We start from the raw sequence: 18,142 nt of genomic DNA on the forward strand, positions 1-18,142 counted from the left end.
GTGGTCATGAGACGTTTCGGCTCAGACGCCTCCTCACTCTCTGCCCGACCTTGTCTCCAAGTACCAGCATGGCCGGCGTTAAAAGCAGTGTCAGCAAGGTGGCGAAGGCCAAGCCTCCGGCAATGGCGCTGGAGAGCTGTGCCCACCACTGGGTTGATGGCGCGCCCATACCGAGCGACGGTGTCAACAGGTCGACATTAATACTCAACACCATAGGCATCAGACCCAGCACTGTAGTAATGGCAGTGAGCAGCACAGGCCGTACACGCAGACAACTTGTCTCCAGCGCTGCTTCATAGGCAGTCAATCCCTCTTTCTTCATCTGGTTGTAGGTATCGATCAGAATGATGTTGTTATTCACCACAATACCCGCCAACGCAATGATCCCCATACCCACCATAACAATGCCAAAGGACTGGCCGTTTAACAGCAGCCCGAGGAGAACTCCAGCAGTGGAGAGCACAATCGCTGAAAGAATCAGGAAGCTCTGGTAAAGGGAATTGAATTGGGTCACCAGAATAAGCAGCATCATAGCGATCGCCACCAGAAACGCTGTGACGAGAAAATTGGAGGCCTGCTGCTGGTCTTCGTTTTCGCCCGCAACCTTTACGGTCACCCCCTCAGGTGTTTCGGGGAGCTCAGCCTGCAGTGCTTTCAACAGGCTATCCACCTGTTCACCTGGTTGAATATCCGATTTGATGGTTACTGCCCGCTGTCCGTCCACCCGGGCGATGCTGCCGGTCTTGTTTCCCGGTTGCAGGTCAAGAAACTGCGAAAGCGGAACCTGCCCACGCGATGTGTTAATGGTCTGTCGCTGCAGATGATCCAGCTCGCGCCAGTTGTTCGGAACCCGCACGGCAATATCCACCTCATCGCGCACATCTTCAGGGCGGTATGTGGCCAGCACCAGGCCATTGGTCACCAGGCGAACCGCACTGCCGATACTGAGTACATCGGTTCCGAAACGCGCAGCAGCTTCACGATCAACTTCCAGGCGCCATTCAATGCCTGGCAGGCTACGGTCATCTTCAATATCCAGAAAGCCACCTTGCGCGCGCATCTGGTCTTCGATTTGGTCCACATAGCCATTAAGCTTGCTGCTCTCGCGACTGCTGACCTGCAATTCAATTGGTTTGCCGCCGGCAGGGCCGTCTTCCTGCTTCCGGAACTCAAGCTCAATACCCGGAATATCCTCAGTGCGGGTCAGGAAATCATCAAGAATGGCGCTGGCCGGGCGGCGGGTAAACCAATCAGTAAACTGAAACTGAAGCACGCCTATGACATCCGGTGCCATCTGCGTGCTGGCACTCAACATTGAGCGCGCGTAAACGGCTTTCACTTCGGGCATTCCCTGCAAGCGGCCCTCTACCTGACGCACAATGGCGTCTCGCTCCAAGACCGAAAGATCACCCCGGGCACGAACCTGCACCTGCGCCGAATCCGGCTCTACACTGGGGAAAAATTCGACGCCGTAGTTGAACTTGCCATAAGCAACATATACCAAAACAACCACTGCCAGCACGCCTGCCAGCGTATAACCGGGGTAGGACAGTAGCCCGGAAAGCAGTCGACGATACCCATGCATCATCCGGCCGCTTTCGTTAACCACACGGGCACGACGACCACCGCTGACACCTCCCAGAACCGGCAGGAACACCAGAGCCATCGCCAGAGATGCAACCAGGCAGATAATGACGGTGATGGGCAGGAACTTCATGAACTCACCCACAACGCCAGGCCAGAACAGAAGCGGTACGAACACCGCCAGCGTGGTCGCCGTGGACGCAATAATGGGCCAGGCCATACGACTTGCTGCCTCAGCCCAGGCATCCACCACCGTCTGTCCGTCTGAAAGGTTACGGTCGGCCAGTTCCGAAACAACAATGGCCCCATCCACCAGCATTCCGGCTACCAGAATGAGGCTGAACAGTACGACGATATTCAGGGTGAGACCCATCATCCAGATAACCAGAATGCCGGTCAGGAATGCGCCAGGAATGGTCAGCCCCACCAGCATGGCGGAGCGCGGGCCCATGGCGGCAATTATAACAATGATGACCAGCACGATGGCGGTTAGCACGTTGTTGAGCAGATCACTCAACATGTCACGAACTTCGTCGGACTGATCCATGATGTAGCGAATATCCAGCGCATCAGGCAACTGTGGCTGCGCCTGGGCAATCAGCTCACGCACCTGCCCCACGGTTTCGATAATGTTTGCACCCGTGCGCTTGGACACTTCCAGAACCAGCGCCGGCTCTCCATTGATGCGCGCAAATCCAGTCGGGTCTTTAAAAGTGCGCTGGAGCATGGCCACATCACCAAAAGTCACAACTGTGTCGCCGTCCACTTTGATCGGCATGGACATGACATCTTCGATATTTTCAATAACGCCCGGGACTTTAAGCGTCATGCGGCCATTGCCGGTATCCAGCGAGCCGGCGGCCACCAATTGGTTATTCCGTGTCACCAGAGAGCTGAGCTGGTCGAAGTCTATGCCATAGCTTTCAAGCACTTGAGGGTCTGCAACGATTTCCAGAAGATCCTCCCGGTCGCCACCTATCTCCACCTCGAGTACCTCTGGAATGGCCTCAATCGCATCTTGAAGCCCACGGGCAACAGTAATCAGCTCACGTTCAGACAGGGGCCCGGAAAGGCCAATGGAAAGTACCGGAAAGAGGGAAACGTTGATTTCATTTACCCGGGGCTCGTCTGCCTCCTGCGGAAGCTTGCTTCGAGCAGTGTCCACTTTTTCCCTGACGTCCTGCAGAGCGGCATCCGGATCGAAACCTGCATCAAACTCCAGCATTACCGAGGCATGCCCCTCTGAGGCGGTACCACGCATTTCCTTTATCCCCTCAAGCGAGCGCAGTTCCTGCTCCATAGGCCGAACCAGCAATCGCTCTGCATCTTCCGGACTGATACCTTCCAGCGTCATGGAGATATAGATCATTGGAATAGTGACGTCCGGGTTTGCTTCCCTGGGGATCGTCTGAAAAGCCGCTATACCGCCCAGAATCAAAAACAAGAGAGTCAGGAGCGTGGTGCGGCTGCGATCTATGGCAGCTAAGATGAGTGTGCGCATCCCGCTCAGCCCCGCTCGTCAGAGGCATCAACAGGCTCAACGTACTCACCCTCACTGACAAAGCCCCCACCCCGGGTAATCAGGCGAATTTCATCAGGCAAGCCAGTAACCCAGGCACCTTCAGTGGATACGTTGAGCAATTTCACCGTGCGGAAAACGACCTGATTCTGTTCATCAACGTATTTCACACCAGGGCGACCGTCGTCCCCCAGAGACAGATAGGCCGGAGAAATAAAGGTGGCCTGGACGTCAGGTAAAGCAACCCGGAGGTTGGCACTGCCCCCGGCAATACGTTTCTTGTCCGGATTATCAACCGCGATCTCCAGAGCAAAGCTGCGCGTCTCGGGATTTGCAGCACTGGCAACGAAGGAAACCACACCATCTAGCGTATCGCCATCCAATGGGCGCACCCGCACTTTCTGGCCCGGCGCAACTTGAGAAACAGATTGCTGTGGTACCTGACCTTTAGCCTTTAACCTGTCTATCCGCACCAGTTCTAAAAGCGGCGAGCCCACCTGAACCAGGCTACCAGCCTCAACGCTCTTACTATTAATCACACCATCAAACGGTGCTGAAGGCCTTAGGTGGGCAACTTCAAGCTCAGCAGTCTGCAGCTCTGCACGCGCCGCTGCCAGGTCACTTTCAATACTGAGAATCTCTGACTGCGAGGCCAGATTGCTGGAGCGAAGTTTGCGCGCTGCCGTCAAATCCGCTTCAAGCTTCTTCACCCGGGCCTGCCAGCGCTGGACGACTGCACCGCGACCATCCTCAGACAGTGTTAAGAGCAGATCCCCGGCTTTTACCGATTCACCAAGATCCGCCCCAATGCTTTGGACTGTACCAGCAGCCCTGGCACTCACGTTCACAGTGCTCCATGGTTCAAGCTCGCCCTGAAGCAAAAGGCCCGGTTCATACAACCGAGTGTTGAGCGTCGTAACCTGAACCCGTGTAAGCTCCTGCTGCTCTGTTTCCTGCTTTTCCGGTGCTTTGGTGCTCGCAACCTTGATATCACCCGTTGCCATCCAGATAACCAGAACGATCACGACCACCAAAGAGAGCCCCAGCGAACTCCATTTTACTTTGCTCATGAGATACCTACACAGCCTGAATTTGGTGAACGACAGATCGAAAAGTGACGTTGCCTGAAAAATAAAAAGATTAAACGGTTGCAACCGGTTTAAAGCGTGAGGTAGATTCTACACATAATCTTTGTACGAATTCAGAGCAGATTGTCCGTTTTATGAACCTCAAATCCGTGATCGTCCTTGCAATGCTAGTCCTCGTGGTAGTGATACCTTCCGGGGGATTTTGCGTGGATAAACGGGTGAGATAAAGACAAGCCTGACAAAACACCAGAAACCCCCGGCACCGCAAGGTCCCGGGGGTTTCTTTTTTGCGGAAGAAAAAAGGAAATACGATAATGAACGGCGCACAGCACATTCTCGAAGCGTTCCACCGCCACAACATCCAGACGGTTTTCGGTTACCCCGGCGGCTGCATCATGCCGCTATACGACGCCTTGGTGGATGATGTCCGTGTGGAACACGTGCTTTGCCGCCACGAACAGGGTTGTGCACTGGCCGCCGATGGCTACGCCCGCGCCAGCGGCAAGCTGGGAGTTTGCATTGCCACCTCAGGCCCGGGCGCGACCAACCTGATTACCGGCGTTGCCAACGCACACCGGGATTCCATTCCCATGCTGGTTATTACGGGCCAGGTCCCCTCGGCTCTGATCGGCACAGATGCGTTCCAGGAAACCGATGTTCTGGGCATGACCCTGGGTATCGTAAAGCACAGTTATCTGGTTGAGAGTGCAGATGAACTGCCAGGCATTCTGGATAGCGCAATGCAGCTTGCCCAAAGTGGTCGACCAGGCCCTGTGTGGATTGATATCCCAAAGGATGTTCTGCTGGCAGAAATCACTACAAGCCCCTTTACGACACCTGCGCCACCGCAAGCAGAGTGCCCGGATCTGGCAAGTGCTATAGCCTTGCTGCGTGCTTCCCGGAAACCTCTGCTTTACAGCGGCGGGGGCATCAGCCTGGCACACGCGGAAGACAGCTTTCGCGAGTTTGCGGAATGCTCGGAATTGCCAGCCGTTGTGACCCTCAAGGGAATCGGAAACCCAGGTAAATATAGCGCTCACAACCTTGGCATGCTGGGCATGCATGGCTCTCGCGCAGCCAACCAGGCAGTGGATGAGTGTGACCTTCTACTGGTTATCGGTGCCCGCCTTGACGACCGGGCCACCGGCAGGATGGATGGCTTCGCGCCCAATGCGCGCCTGGTTCATATTGACGCCGACAGTGCCGAAATTAACAAACTCCGGCGCGCGGAGCTCGCGGTTCGCGGTGACCTGAACGCTATTCTAGGCGAGCTGACAAGGGCGCTCAGAGAAGCCCCACTGGCCATCAACGATTGGCAGAAACAATGCCAGAACCTGCGCACAACAGGCGGGTTTCAGGCAGCCGATAACGAAGAACCTTTGGCACCGATCACCGGCCCTGCCTTCATCCGCCAGCTCTCCCGGGTTGCCCCGGATGACACGATTATTGCGTGCGATGTTGGCCAGCATCAAATGTGGGTTGCCCAGCACTACCAGTTTGATCACCCACGCCACCACCTTACCAGCGGCGGCCTCGGCACCATGGGCTTTGGTTTGCCAGCGGCAATCGGCGCCCAGTTTGCCGACCGCCAAAGCACCGTTTTGAACGTGACTGGCGACGGTTCCTTCATGATGAACGCTCAGGAATTGGCCACTATTCGCCGATATAACCTGCCTGTGAAGCTGATCGTTATGGACAACCAGTGTTTAGGCATGGTGCGCCAGCAGCAGGAACTGTTCTACAACAACCGCGAAAGCCAGATTAACCTCGACGACAATCCGGATTTTGTCGCCATGGCCCGAGCGTTCGAAATCCCTGCCCTGAAAATCGACCGCACTGATCAGGTTCGCCGCGGGATTGAAACCATTCTCGCCTATAACGGCCCGATGCTGCTGCATGTTGCCATCGCGCGGGAAGAGAACGTCTGGCCGATTGTAAAACCGGGTGGCAGTAATAAAGAAATGATTAACGAAACCCGCCGCTGTGCCGCGGATAAGAAGGAGAGAGTTGCATGATCACTGACCGTAGCAATGTATCGCCCAGCTATACAATTACCTGCCGGATGAACCACGAAGCGGCAGCCCTTGAGCGCCTATGTCAGGTGGTTCGTATCCGAGGTTTCCGAATTGAAAAAATGGCCGTAGAAACGACAAACGATTTTCTGGATATCGCCTTGACGGTTCAAGGCACCCGACATGTGACCATGCTTCAATCTCAGCTGGAAAAGCTGCACACTGTCGCGGAGGTTATACTCACCACTCCAGCCATGATGCCTGCAGCAACCCGCTCGGCCTGACGGCCCGGGACGATGACAGGGAACAACCGTGATATTCCGAAATACTGCACAGCGTTATCCATTATTTGTCATCGTCCTGGCGCAGCTGTGCGGAACCTCGCTGTGGTTTAGTATAAACGGTGTATGGCTCTCACTTTCCCGGGAGCTCGGGCTTTCGGAAGCAGATATCGGGCATTTCACGCTCACGGTACAGGCAGGCTTCATCATCGGTACCCTGGGCATAGCCATAACCGGTCTGGCTGACCGATTCCATGCCAGTTATATTTTCGCCTGTTCCAGTGCACTTGGCGCCTTGGCAAATGCAGGTTTTGTAATCGCCGTAACATCGCCTCCCTTTGACCTTGTTATGCGTTTTTTAACCGGCCTTTGCCTGGCCGGGATCTACCCCCTCGGGATGAAACTGGTTATCGGCTGGACGCCCAAACATACAGGAACCGCACTGGCCTGGTTAGTTGGCATGCTGACCCTTGGTACCGCCATGCCTCATCTGCTACGGGGCATCACACCGGGGCTTCCCTGGGAGTGGCCGTTACTGGGCTCTTCGGCCCTGGCACTTCTGGGTGGGGCTGCGGTTCTTCTTCTGGGGGATGGCCCTCACCTACCGTTGAACACAGCAAAAACCCGATTGCGAAGCGGGCTGGCGGGGCTCAGGTCGCCCGGGTTTCGTGCTGTAGCCGGTGGTTACTTCGGCCACTGCTGGGAGCTTTACGCTTTCTGGACCCTGACACCGCTGTTGATTACCCGGGAAGTACTGCGAATGCAGGCCCCGGCATCAATGATCCCCTTATTATCATTCACCGTCATCGGTGTAGGGTTTGCAGGCTGTATAGGCGGAGGCTGGCTCAGCCGACGGCTTGGCAGCCAGTGGGTAGCAAACAGTTCACTGGCTGTGTCGGGAACGATCTGCCTTGCTTACCCTTTCCTCGTCTGGGCCCCGCCTGGCATATTACTGGCACTACTGATGTTTTGGGGGCTTACGGTCATTGCCGACTCCCCCCAGTTTTCCGCACTGGCAGCCGACAACGCTCCCAGAGAATATGTCGGAGCATCTCTGGCGGTAATGAACGCCATAGGCTTTGCGCTGACCATACCGGCCATCTGGATAACCAATAGCCTCTGGGACACCCAGGGCGTCTGGGTGACACTTTGGTTGTTACCCGGCCCTGTTCTCGGGCTTTTGTCGATGCGCCGGCTCAATAGCCAGGAAGGCTAAGGTCTGGCGCCCTCCTTCTTTACAATCTTAATCGACAACCTGTATCGGTGGCCTCTTCCGGGCTACCAGGCTTTATAGGGTAGAAACTTCCCATTCATCGTGACGACGACTCGGTCGCCCTTCGGGTTCTCTTCCTTTTCGATATCCATGCTGAAATCAATTGCACTCATAATGCCGTCTCCAAATTTTTCATGGATGAGCGCCTTCATGGTATCGCCATATACTCCAACCACTTCGTACAGACGGTAGATCAGCGGGTCTTGAGGAATAGCACCGTCCCAGGCTTTCTTCGGGCAAACCTGGAGTGCTTCGGCTATCTGTTTATCCAGGCCCAGCGTCTCACAAAGGCTAAAGGCTTTGTCTTCGGTCAGGCTGTTCATACCCAGTACGGCAGAGGTAGTGAACACCGGAGAAAGGCCAATAGCCTCGGCAATGGCTTCCCATGTCATGTCCTTGGCTACTTTTGCTTCCAGAATCTTTGCAGTCATCAGTTCTTTGTTCATCATGGCAGTTTCCTCTTTCGGCTATCAATATCAGACATTTACCGCATGGGCGGCAATTTCAGTTTCAGTTTCGGCTCCAGCAGAAGCAGACCGGGCGACTCCTATGGCGGGCTCCACTATTCTGGGCGTGCCATCTTCCTCCGGCGTGGCTGACCCACTCCGGTTGACCAGAAAGTCCACCAGGTAGTCCCGGGTTTTATGATAGGCCGGGTTCTGAAAGATCGTGGCCCGAGCTCTCGGGTGGGGGATATCCACTTTTACACTCTCGGCTATGCGGGCGTTGGGACCGTTGGACATGAGGAAGATGCGGTCAGATAGCAGAATCGCTTCATCCACATCGTGGGTAATCATGAACACAGTCTGTCGGGTCTCTTGCCAAATATTGACCAGTTCGTCCTGAATGACGCCTCTCGTGAGCGCGTCCAGCGCACCAAACGGCTCGTCAAGCAACAACAATTCAGGCTGGGTGGCGAAAGCGCGGGCAATACTGACTCTCTGGCGCATACCGCCAGATAGCTGTGACGGCTTACGATTCAGGGCATGGTCCAGGCCTACCATTTTCAGATAACGTTCACTGTGCTCTCTGATCTTTTCTTTAGACCACTCGGGCCAGCGGGCGCGCACTGCAAATACGATGTTGTTCAGCGTCGTTTTCCAGGGCAGCAAGCTGTAATTCTGGAACACAACGCCGCGCTCAAGCCCCGGGCCTTTGATTTCCTTCCCGTTCATAACCACGTTGCCGCCGCTGGCTTCATCCAGGCCGGCCAGTACATTGAGGATGGTCGACTTGCCGCAACCAGAGTGGCCGATGATGCAGACAAACTCCCCTTTCTCCAGCGCAAAACGGACATCTTCAAAGACGGTCAGTTCGCCGCCCTGCCCGTCCGGGTATACTTTCGACAGACCGTCGACTTCGAGGAATGGCTTACTCATAACAGGTCTCCATTCGGAGTATTGAGGCTGGCGCCCGCTTGCAGACGCCCAGCCACTCATTCTTTGTATTCCACCAGCTTTTGGGCTTTACCCAGAACCAGGTCCAACAGCATACCCACCACCCCGATCATCAGGATCGAGAAGATCACGCTTGCCAGGTCCAGATTGTTCCACTCGTTCCAGACGTAGTATCCAATCCCGGTGCCACCCACCAGCATTTCAGCTGCAACAATGACCAGCCAGGCTATACCGATGGAGATCCGCATACCGGTCAGAATGGTCGGAGCAGCTGCGGGAAGGATGACCGTGATTGCGGTACGCAGCGGCCCGAGTTCGTGAGTACGCGCCACGTTCACCCAATCCTGCCTGACGTTGGCGACACCAAATGCCGTGTTAAGCAACATTGGCCAGATCGAACAGATAAAAATGACAAAGATGGCGGACGCATCGGAATCCTGAATGATAAACAGCGCCAGAGGCATCCACGCCAGAGGGGATATTGGCCGCAAAACCTGAATGTAGGGATTCATGGCCTTGTACATCAACGGTGACATGCCGATAAGAAAGCCCAGCGGCAAAGCGATGGCCATGGCAGCCAGGTAGCCGGCAAGAACCCGATATACCGAATAGGCCAATTGAATACCTATGCCTTTGTCGTTGGCGCCCGCATCATAGAAGGGGTCAGACAACTCGGCCCAGGCCAGTTTGATCACCGCCGAGGGCGGTGGCACCCGCGATTCCTGCTCAGCACCGCCCATCAGCATTTCGTATTCGGTCAGCCCGGTCTGGGCTTCAGGGGGCTGAGTAGCCATCTCCCAAAGCCCCAGAGCCAGGATCAGGAACGATACCGACAACAACGCTGCCCGAACGTTCAGGGATGCCATGGTTACACCCTCCCGATGTCAAAGCTGCGGGCGTATTCTTCTGCGTGATCCGAATCGAAGGTTTTACCCATGATAACGTGAGTTTTATATGTCTTGTCTGGAGCGGTGTAGCCGAGCTCTTTCATAATCTTGCCGGTTTCGCCCGCCAGATAGACCTGTTCAGCGATGCCCTTGTAGTCCACATCACCTTCGATATATCCCCAGCGCTTCATCTGGGTGAGAATCCAGACGCCCATGGAGTGCCAGGGGAATGGATCGAAGTCGATACGGTCCGGCACATTTTGTATCTCGCCAAGACCGTCAGCGTAATAGCCGGTCAACACCTGCTGAATAACCGGTACCGGCTGGTTCAGATAGTTCTTGGGCGCAATGGCTTCGGAGATTTCCTTACGGTTTTCAGGGTTATTAGAGTACTGGGTTGCATCGATAATAGCCCTTAGCAGAGCCCCGTATGTATTGGGGTTCTGGGTAGCAAACTGCTGACTGCAGGCAAAGGCACAACACGGATGGCCGTCCCAGATATCTTTGGTGAGCATGTGAATGAACCCGACTTTTTCCCAGACTGCACGCTGGTTGAAGGGGTCTGGAGATAAGTAACCATCCAGGTTACCGGCGCGCAGGTTGGCGACCATCTCAGGGGGTGAAACCACACGAATCTGCACGTCTTTGTCTGGATCAACGCCATTTTCAGCCAGATAGTAGCGCAGCAGAAAGTTGTGCATGGAGTACTCGAACGGCACACCGAACTTGAACCCTTTCCACTGTTTGGGATCCCGCTTGTCCTTGTGATCAACGTGCAGAACGATGGCCTGGCCGTTGATATTCTCGACAGCCGGCATAATGTAGGGTTCCGGCGTAGAGCCTGCGCCTACTGTCATGGCCAGAGGCATGGGCGTAAGCATATGGGAGGCGTCGTACTCGCCAGCCAGAGACTTGTCCCTAGCCACCGCCCAGCCGGCGGTTTTGGTTACGGTCACATCAAGCCCGTAGCGCTCATAGAAACCCATGGGATGCGCCATGATGATCGGCGTAGCACAGGTTATCGGCACAAAACCTACGTTCAGTTTGGTTTTCTCGAGCGTTCCAAGAGATTCCTTTACAGCTGCCTTGGCTTTCTCAAAGGGAAACACACTGCCAAGCAAAGCAGCTGCTGTGCCGGCGCCCATCATTTTCATGAAACTCCGGCGGCTGTGGTCGTTGTGCGCAAACACTGACCGCACCACTGCACTTTCAATTGCCCGATCCATCATCGCCTCGGAATCCATGATCCCTTGAGATGCCATGACGTCCTGGCTTTGAGACTGCGGCAGGTCCAGTGAAATCGACGGCATTTCCTGACCCGGCTGACACTCGTGGCAACCGCAGGTTTTTGCGTGAATCAGAGATTTGTCACCGTCAAACGGATTGCCAAGGCTTTTCGTGGTCATGGGGCACTCTCCCTACTCTTCGCTAGTTTTTGCACTTTTGCTGTGCAGCAAAAATGCGGTCCGGGTCCGGCATGTGAAAACCAATCTGCCGTCTACGCGTTCTGCCAGAGTTATTGCAGGGTTTGTGCCATCGATTCAATTTTTAGTAACCATTTGTTTTTATTTGATTTTCAAGCTTATCGCACAACTTTTAAAACTACGCAATTTCGTAATTCACGATATTTCGTAGCCAAATTAACGATTTTTCGTAGTTGGCACAGAGTTTGTTTTGTCTTTTTGCAGGATCACACGGGACAACTCTATGAGCACCAAAACTGCCGACCCCGCCATCGAGTGGATCGACCATCTTCCGGAGGCTGCCCTGCTGGTTGATGCGGGAGAGGATCTGATCATTGCTGCAAACAGCGCCATGGGCAGGATGATCGGCACAAGCCGGCGATCTCTCACAGGCACTCCATGCACCCATCTGTTTCCGGACCAACGCCCACAACTGATCGCTTTCACCGAAGAAACCCTGTTCCGGGGACAGGGATGGAGCAGAGACTTTATGCTTCAGCACCGGGACGGCAACACGGTAGAGCTGGAAGTCTCCTCCTCTCGGGCCGGCGAAGCCGAATCCCTGAATGTATTATTGCTTCTTAGGGACAGGCAACAGTTACGCACACTAAGGGAGAGACATGAAGTCAACCACTATCACCGGGGCGGATTGCTGGAGTGGCGGCGCGTAGAAGAGTTGTTCAAGGACATGGAACGAGAGAATCAACTGATACTGCACGCTGTCGGGGAAGGTATCTATGGCGTCGATGCAGAGGGGCGTGCCACCTTTGCCAACCCGGCTGCAGAGCGAATGCTGGGCTGGAGAATGGATGAACTGATGGGCCGGGTAATTCACCGGGTGATGCACCACTCACATCAGGATGGCAGCCTTTACCCCTTAAAAGAGTGCCCCATTTACGCCGCTTTTCGTGATGTCAGCGTCAAACGCGTAGGCGAAGACTGGTTCTGGCGTAAGGATGGCACAGGCTTCCCGGTGGAATACACCAGCACACCCATCCTCGACAACGGCCACCCGGTCGGCGCCGTGGTAGTTTTCCGTGACATATCTCCCCGCCTGCAGTCACAAAATGAGCTGCAAAAAGCCCTGGAGGAAGTCGAAAGCCTCAAGCACCGACTGGAAATGGAAAATGCTTATCTGCAAGAAGAAATCAGTGCTGAATACCACTTCCACGAAATCTTCGGCCAGAGCGACGCCATCAAAGCCATTGTTCGACGTATCGGCATGGTTGCGCCCACCGATGCCAATGTTCTGATTACCGGAGAATCCGGCACCGGCAAGGAACTGATCGCACGGGCCATTCATCAGTCCAGCACCCGCAGGGACAGGCCACTGATACGGGTAAACTGCGCAGCGATTGCCAAAGACCTGTTCGAGAGTGAGTTTTTTGGGCATGTGAAAGGTGCATTCACCGGCGCTATTAGCGATCGTGTTGGGCGATTTGAATTGGCTGACGGCGGTACACTTTTTCTCGACGAAGTCGGAGAGATCCCGTTGGAGCTTCAAGGTAAGCTCCTTCGGGTGTTGCAAGACCAGCAATTCGAGCGCGTCGGGGACAACCGCACCAGGGCTGTAGACGTTCGGGTTATCGCGGCGACCAACCGGGAGCTGAAAACGGAAGTTCGGGAAAAAACCTTCCGTGAAGACCTGTACTTTCGCCTGAATGTCTTTCCTATCGAATCCGTGCCTCTCCGGCGACGCGTGGAGGACATCCCGATTCTGGCCCAAGAGTTCCTCAGCCGCGCGTGCCAGAAATTTAACCGGCCAGCCCTTGTACTGAGGGAGCAGGAGGCTGAAATCCTGAAGGCCTACCAATGGCCGGGCAATGTGCGAGAGCTGGAGAATGTTATCGAACGCCAGGTCATTACCTATGACGGCAGTTTCGATCTGGAGACATTGGCGCCAGATTCACGATCACGACCCGCCAGCTACCAGCACCCGCCGGCGCGCCACGATAACGGCGAGCTTATGACCGAAAATGAACTGCGGGCACTTGAAAAGCGGAACCTGATCAATGCACTCCGAATAAGCGAAGGCCGAATTTTTGGAGACGACGGTGCTGCGGCGCTTCTCCAGATCAAGCCAACAACGCTGACTTCACGACTGAAAAAGCTTAGGGTTGATGCACGGCAATACCGTACTCAACCCCATCAGCCTCCAGCACCCGTTTGAACAATACAGAACCCTGGAGGCCAGCCACCTATCAGACCAGCTCTACAGCAACTGCAGTAGCTTCACCACCCCCGATACACAGGGAGGCCACTCCACGCTTCAGTCCTTTCTGCTTTAGAGCATTGAGGAGCGTGACAATGATGCGTGAACCAGACGAACCGATAGGGTGGCCCAGAGCACAAGCACCGCCGTAGACGTTCACCTTTTCCGCATCCAGTCCCAGCTCATTGATCGCCAGCAAGGAGACAACGGCAAAGGCTTCGTTGATCTCGTAAAGATCTACCTCGTCTTTGCTCCAGCCGGCTTTTTTCAGCACCTTCTCTATGGCGCCAATGGGTGCCAGAGTGAACTCGGCTGGCAACTGGGCGTGGGTAGCGTGGGCGACAATCTTCGCCTGAACGTTCAAGCCGCGGGCCTTTGCTTCCTCAGCAGACGCCAGAACCAGCGCTGATGCACCATCACTGATAGAACTGGAGTTAGCGGCAGTAACCGTGCCGTCTTTTTTAAAGGCCGGCTTAAGTTGGGGAATCTTTTCGGGGCGCGCATTACCCGGCTGTTCATCGGTGTCTACCAGGGTTTCGCCACCCCGTCCAGGAACGCTAACGGCCGCGATTTCAGGCTTGCACCAACCGTTGTGTATCGCCGCCAGTGCCTTGTTCAAAGAGCCGATGGCAAAGTCGTCCATGGCTTCCCGGGTGATGTTGTATTCATCAGCCGAGCATTGCGCAAACACGCCCATCAGGCCGCCTTCATAGGCGTCCTCAAGACCGTCGAGGAACATGCTGTCCATCACCTGACCGTGGCCCATACGCATACCGCCGCGAGCTTTCGGTAGCAAGTAAGGCGCCTGGCTCATGTTCTCCATACCACCGGCAATCATGATGTTATTGGTGCCAGCCTTGATCTGGTCGTGCGCCATGATCACGGCCTGCATGCCGGAACCACACATCTTGTTCACAGTGGTGCAACCTGAGCTGTCCGGGATACCGGAGGCGCGGGAGGCCTGGCGCGCAGGTGCCTGACCCAGTCCGGCCGGCAACACGCACCCCATAACCACCTCCTGAATGTCTGCGGGTTTCAGGCCGCTGCGTTCAATAGCAGCCTTGATGGAGAATGCTGCCAGCTCAGGAGAACGCACCGAACTCAGCGCCCCCATCATGCCACCCATGGGGGTGCGGGCAGATCCCGCAATCACTACGCTGTTATCGCTCATACTCAAACCTCAATAATGTCAGACTCTACCCAATACAGAACGGGCAATGATTTCTTTCATGACCTCGGACGTACCGCCATAAATGCGCTGAACCCGGGCATCCATGAATGCACGGGAGATGGGGTACTCAGTGGTATAACCATAACCACCAAACAACTGCAGGCAGCCATCTGCCACACGACACTGCATTTCAGTCGCGCTGTACTTGGCCATGGACGCCGTGGGCGCATCCAACTCACCGACTTCGTACTGGCTGATGCACTGGCTTACGAAGGCCTTGTTGACCTGGTAATCGGTTTCCATACGGGCAATTTCAAAGCGTGTGTTCTGGATCTGAGCCAACTTCTGGCCAAACAGCACACGCTCTTGGGTGTAAGCAATGGTGAGATCCAAAGCACCTCTGGCGGCAGCGACGCCCAATGCGCCAATAACCAGGCGTTCACGTGGCAACTCCTGCATCAGGTAAACAAAGCCTTTGCCTTCTTCACCCACAAGTGCCGAAGCCGGTACGCGCATGTCCGAAAAGAACAGCTCAGAGGTATCGCCGCTGTGCTGGCCTATTTTGTCGAGGTTCCGCCCTTTGCTGTAACCCGGCAGGCTGGTGTCGACCAGAAAAAGGCTGATGCCTTTGGCGCCCGCCGAAGGATCGGTTTTCGCCGCAACAATCACCATGTCAGCATGCTGACCGTTGGTGATGAAAGTTTTGGAGCCATTAAGAATGTAGTCGTCACCATCCCGCACAGCACTGGTGCGCATGGCCTGCAAATCACTACCGGCACCCGGCTCGGTCATGGCTATAGCGCCAACCACCTCGCCAGATACCATTTTGGGTAGCCACTGCTGCTTTTGCTCTTCGTTACCCAGATGACTGATGTAAGGCGCGACAATATCTGAATGCACCATCACGTTGGTAGAGAGCGCACCAAACCCCATGCGAGCCAGCTCCTCGCCAACAACCACGGAATACTGAAACGGTGCGCCGCACCCCCCACACTCTTCAGGAACATCGACACATAACATGCCGGCATCGCCGAGCGTGTTCCATAGTTCACGGGGTACAAGGCCGGTTTTCTCCCATTCCTCATAGTGTGGCGCCACTTCTGTTTCCAGAGCCTTGACGACAGATGCCCGAAACAGTGCGAGCTCTTCTTGATCCACAGTGTTGGTCATTGCGCTCTCCTCACAATCATTGGATTCACTTGGGTGCCATACGCAAAGCACTGTCGAGCCGGATGGTTTCGCCGTTCAGAACCGGGTTGCGAACCATCTGATCCACCATCATGCCAAACTCTTCGGGCTTGCCCAGGCGCTTGGGGAACGGCAGCGTTGCCGCCAGGCTATCCTGAACTTCCTGTGGCATACCGGACATCATCGGCGTCATGAACAGGCCAGGTGCAATAGTGTTTACCCGGATACCTTCGCGGGCCAGTTCCCGGGCCGACTGAATTGTCAGGGCAACCACTCCCCCCTTGGAGGCACTGTAGGCTGACTGTCCGATCTGCCCCTCGTATGCGGCTACCGAAGCCGTGTTGATAATGACACCCCGTTCGCCATCGGCATTGGGTTCACGCTGTGCCATATCGGCAGCAGCCAGCCTCAGAATATTGAACGTACCGATAAGGTTGATCTGGATGACCTTGCTGAACTTTTCCAGTGGCATAACGCCGTCGCGACCAAGAATCTTTGCTGCCGGGCCAATACCTGCACAGTTCACCGCGATACCGCAGGGGCCGTGAGCCTCACGAGCTGCCGCCAACGCCGCTTCTGCACTGTCTGGCGAGCTCACATCGCAGTGTACGAAGATGCCACCAATATCGGCGGCTACCTTTTCGCCCTGTTCTTTCTGCAGATCAAGGATGGCAACTTTACAGCCTGCCGCTGCGAGCGCACGGGCTGCACCTTCGCCAAGCCCGGAAGCACCGCCGGTAACAATGGCTGGTATGTTTTTGAATTCCATCGTCTTATACCCCACATCAAATAGTTTGGCTGAATCAGCAATCAGAAAACCTTTACGTTAACGTAAACTTTAACCAATTCAGCCCTGAAAATAAATCAGTCTGTTGGATCAGCCAAGGCTTTCGACGATCAAAGCTATGCCCTGGCCACCGCCAATACACATGGTAACCAGCCCGTAGCGCCCGCCCGTGCGCTCAAGCTCTGCCATCGTTTTGATGATCAGAATAGAGCCCGTGGCACCTACAGGGTGACCCATAGCGACCGCGCCGCCGTTCGGATTTACCTTGTCTGCTGGCAGACCAAGCTCTTTGCTGACCGCCAGTGCCTGGGCCGCAAACGCTTCATTGGACTCAATCACGTCCAGGTCTTCCACGCTGAGACCAGTCTGCTCGAGCACCCGACGTACGGCCGGAATCGGACCCAGCCCCATAACGCTGGGATCCACACCCGCAAATGCGTAACCGACAATCCGTGCCCGGGCTTTAAGGCCGCGCTTTTCGGCTTCCGCGGCACTGGTAAGCACCATGGCAGCAGCACCGTCGTTAATACCGGAAGCGTTTCCAGGAGTGACTATCCCCTCTTTGGTAAAGGCGGGCCTCAAGCCGGCAAGGCTTTCAGCAGTGGTACCGGGGCGCACATGCTCGTCCTGCTCAACGACTGACTCTTTGCGACCCTGCTTTACTGTTACCGGCACAATCTGTTCTTTAAAGTAGCCACTCTCAATGGCGTGACTGGCACGGCGATGACTTTCTGCCGAGAAGGTATCCAGATCTTCACGGCTCAAGCCGTACTGCTCTGCAATACGTTCAGCCGTCATGCCCATGTGCCCGCTACCGAACGGATCGCTAAGTGTGCCTATGGTCATATCAACGGCTTTACCATCACCCATGCGCAGGCCCTTGCGAACATTAGGCAGCACGTAAGCACCCTGGCTCATGCTTTCGGCACCACCCGCCAGGGCAATCTGACTATCGCCCATCATAATCATCTGCGCAGCACTGATAACCGATTGAACACCGGAGCCGCAAAGGCGATTCACATTGAATGCCGCGGACCCCTTTTGCAGACCAGCATTGAGCCCAATATGGCGAGCAACGTAAGCATCAGCCGGGCCGGTCGGAATAATGTGGCCAAATACAGAGTGGTCGATATCTTCAGCAGGTATGCCGGAACGACTGATAGCTTCCTTTGCTGCGCAGGTTCCCAGCTCGGCCGGGCTCAGCGAACTCAGGCTGCCGCCAAAGCTGCCAATGGCTGTACGTGCACCGTCTAAAATTACAACATCGGTCAGTTTCATAG

14 protein-coding genes are annotated in these 18,142 nt (G+C 55.3%); 4 read left to right on the forward strand and 10 right to left on the reverse strand.

The window, feature by feature from the left end:
- Positions 1 to 4: 4 nt before the first annotated feature.
- Complete coding sequence (locus Q4501_RS02270; RefSeq protein ID WP_303593808.1) at positions 5 to 3,085, reverse strand: efflux RND transporter permease subunit; 3,081 nt, start codon at positions 3,083 to 3,085, stop codon at positions 5 to 7.
- A 5-nt stretch (positions 3,086 to 3,090) separates the two neighbouring features.
- A complete protein-coding gene (locus tag Q4501_RS02275) occupies positions 3,091 to 4,173 on the reverse strand; it encodes an efflux RND transporter periplasmic adaptor subunit (protein WP_303593810.1) in 1,083 nt (360 codons plus the stop codon).
- Positions 4,174 to 4,505: 332 nt separating this feature from the next.
- Between Q4501_RS02275 and ilvG the strand changes: the two genes are divergently transcribed.
- From ilvG to Q4501_RS02290, 3 genes are read left to right on the forward strand one after another with little or no spacing between them, the layout of a single operon-like run.
- Complete coding sequence (ilvG, locus tag Q4501_RS02280) at positions 4,506 to 6,206, forward strand: acetolactate synthase 2 catalytic subunit (RefSeq protein ID WP_303593811.1); 1,701 nt, start codon at positions 4,506 to 4,508, stop codon at positions 6,204 to 6,206.
- Positions 6,203 to 6,487, forward strand: a complete 285-nt coding sequence (locus Q4501_RS02285) for an ACT domain-containing protein (protein WP_303593813.1) — start codon at positions 6,203 to 6,205, stop codon at positions 6,485 to 6,487. Before ilvG ends, Q4501_RS02285 begins: the two co-directional genes overlap by 4 nt.
- Before the next feature lie 28 nt (positions 6,488 to 6,515).
- Positions 6,516 to 7,700: a nitrate/nitrite transporter gene (locus Q4501_RS02290; RefSeq protein WP_303593816.1), complete on the forward strand. Its 1,185-nt coding sequence runs from the start codon at positions 6,516 to 6,518 to the stop codon at positions 7,698 to 7,700.
- A 62-nt stretch (positions 7,701 to 7,762) separates the two neighbouring features.
- On the opposite strand, the gene cynS is transcribed toward Q4501_RS02290, so the two are convergent.
- The 4 genes from cynS to Q4501_RS02310 are packed head-to-tail and all read right to left on the reverse strand — an operon-like array spanning position 7,763 to position 11,447.
- Complete coding sequence (gene cynS, locus Q4501_RS02295) at positions 7,763 to 8,206, reverse strand: cyanase (protein WP_303593818.1); 444 nt, start codon at positions 8,204 to 8,206, stop codon at positions 7,763 to 7,765.
- 27 nt (positions 8,207 to 8,233) lie between these two features.
- Complete coding sequence (locus tag Q4501_RS02300; RefSeq protein ID WP_303593819.1) at positions 8,234 to 9,136, reverse strand: ABC transporter ATP-binding protein; 903 nt, start codon at positions 9,134 to 9,136, stop codon at positions 8,234 to 8,236.
- 56 nt (positions 9,137 to 9,192) lie between these two features.
- Complete coding sequence (ntrB, locus tag Q4501_RS02305; RefSeq protein WP_303593820.1) at positions 9,193 to 10,020, reverse strand: nitrate ABC transporter permease; 828 nt, start codon at positions 10,018 to 10,020, stop codon at positions 9,193 to 9,195.
- A 2-nt stretch (positions 10,021 to 10,022) separates the two neighbouring features.
- A complete protein-coding gene (locus tag Q4501_RS02310; RefSeq protein WP_303593821.1) occupies positions 10,023 to 11,447 on the reverse strand; it encodes an ABC transporter substrate-binding protein in 1,425 nt (474 codons plus the stop codon).
- A gap of 301 nt (positions 11,448 to 11,748) precedes the next feature.
- On the opposite strand from Q4501_RS02310, the gene Q4501_RS02315 reads away from it, so the two are divergent.
- Positions 11,749 to 13,674, forward strand: coding sequence for a sigma 54-interacting transcriptional regulator (locus Q4501_RS02315; protein ID WP_303593822.1), 1,926 nt, complete (start codon positions 11,749 to 11,751; stop codon positions 13,672 to 13,674).
- A gap of 31 nt (positions 13,675 to 13,705) precedes the next feature.
- Here the strand turns inward: Q4501_RS02315 and Q4501_RS02320 are convergent, their stop codons facing one another.
- The 4 genes from Q4501_RS02320 to bktB form a co-directional block, all read right to left on the reverse strand.
- Entirely contained in the window at positions 13,706 to 14,887 is a 1,182-nt protein-coding gene (locus Q4501_RS02320; RefSeq protein ID WP_303593824.1) for an acetyl-CoA C-acyltransferase, read from the reverse strand.
- Positions 14,888 to 14,905: 18 nt separating this feature from the next.
- A complete protein-coding gene (locus Q4501_RS02325) occupies positions 14,906 to 16,057 on the reverse strand; it encodes an acyl-CoA dehydrogenase family protein (RefSeq protein WP_303593826.1) in 1,152 nt (383 codons plus the stop codon).
- A 25-nt stretch (positions 16,058 to 16,082) separates the two neighbouring features.
- Positions 16,083 to 16,844, reverse strand: coding sequence for an SDR family NAD(P)-dependent oxidoreductase (locus Q4501_RS02330; RefSeq protein WP_303593827.1), 762 nt, complete (start codon positions 16,842 to 16,844; stop codon positions 16,083 to 16,085).
- Between the two features lie 108 nt (positions 16,845 to 16,952).
- Positions 16,953 to 18,140, reverse strand: coding sequence for a beta-ketothiolase BktB (bktB, locus tag Q4501_RS02335; RefSeq protein WP_303593828.1), 1,188 nt, complete (start codon positions 18,138 to 18,140; stop codon positions 16,953 to 16,955).
- Between the last annotated feature and the right edge of the window lie 2 nt (positions 18,141 to 18,142).

This window comes from Marinobacter sp. 2_MG-2023 (assembly GCF_030546935.1).
Lineage (GTDB): Bacteria > Pseudomonadota > Gammaproteobacteria > Pseudomonadales > Oleiphilaceae > Marinobacter.

Coding starts and splice junctions, on each gene's coding strand:
- Q4501_RS02320 (WP_303593824.1), bottom strand. CDS start 14,887: ATGAGCGATAACAGCGTAGTGATTGCGGGATCTGCCCGCACCCCCATG.
- Q4501_RS02310 (WP_303593821.1), bottom strand. CDS start 11,447: ATGACCACGAAAAGCCTTGGCAATCCGTTTGACGGTGACAAATCTCTG.
- bktB (WP_303593828.1), bottom strand. CDS start 18,140: ATGAAACTGACCGATGTTGTAATTTTAGACGGTGCACGTACAGCCATT.
- Q4501_RS02285 (WP_303593813.1), top strand. CDS start 6,203: ATGATCACTGACCGTAGCAATGTATCGCCCAGCTATACAATTACCTGC.
- Q4501_RS02275 (WP_303593810.1), bottom strand. CDS start 4,173: ATGAGCAAAGTAAAATGGAGTTCGCTGGGGCTCTCTTTGGTGGTCGTG.
- Q4501_RS02300 (WP_303593819.1), bottom strand. CDS start 9,136: ATGAGTAAGCCATTCCTCGAAGTCGACGGTCTGTCGAAAGTATACCCG.
- Q4501_RS02330 (WP_303593827.1), bottom strand. CDS start 16,844: ATGGAATTCAAAAACATACCAGCCATTGTTACCGGCGGTGCTTCCGGG.
- cynS (WP_303593818.1), bottom strand. CDS start 8,206: ATGATGAACAAAGAACTGATGACTGCAAAGATTCTGGAAGCAAAAGTA.
- Q4501_RS02270 (WP_303593808.1), bottom strand. CDS start 3,085: ATGCGCACACTCATCTTAGCTGCCATAGATCGCAGCCGCACCACGCTC.
- Q4501_RS02315 (WP_303593822.1), top strand. CDS start 11,749: ATGAGCACCAAAACTGCCGACCCCGCCATCGAGTGGATCGACCATCTT.
- ilvG (WP_303593811.1), top strand. CDS start 4,506: ATGAACGGCGCACAGCACATTCTCGAAGCGTTCCACCGCCACAACATC.
- Q4501_RS02325 (WP_303593826.1), bottom strand. CDS start 16,057: ATGACCAACACTGTGGATCAAGAAGAGCTCGCACTGTTTCGGGCATCT.
- ntrB (WP_303593820.1), bottom strand. CDS start 10,020: ATGGCATCCCTGAACGTTCGGGCAGCGTTGTTGTCGGTATCGTTCCTG.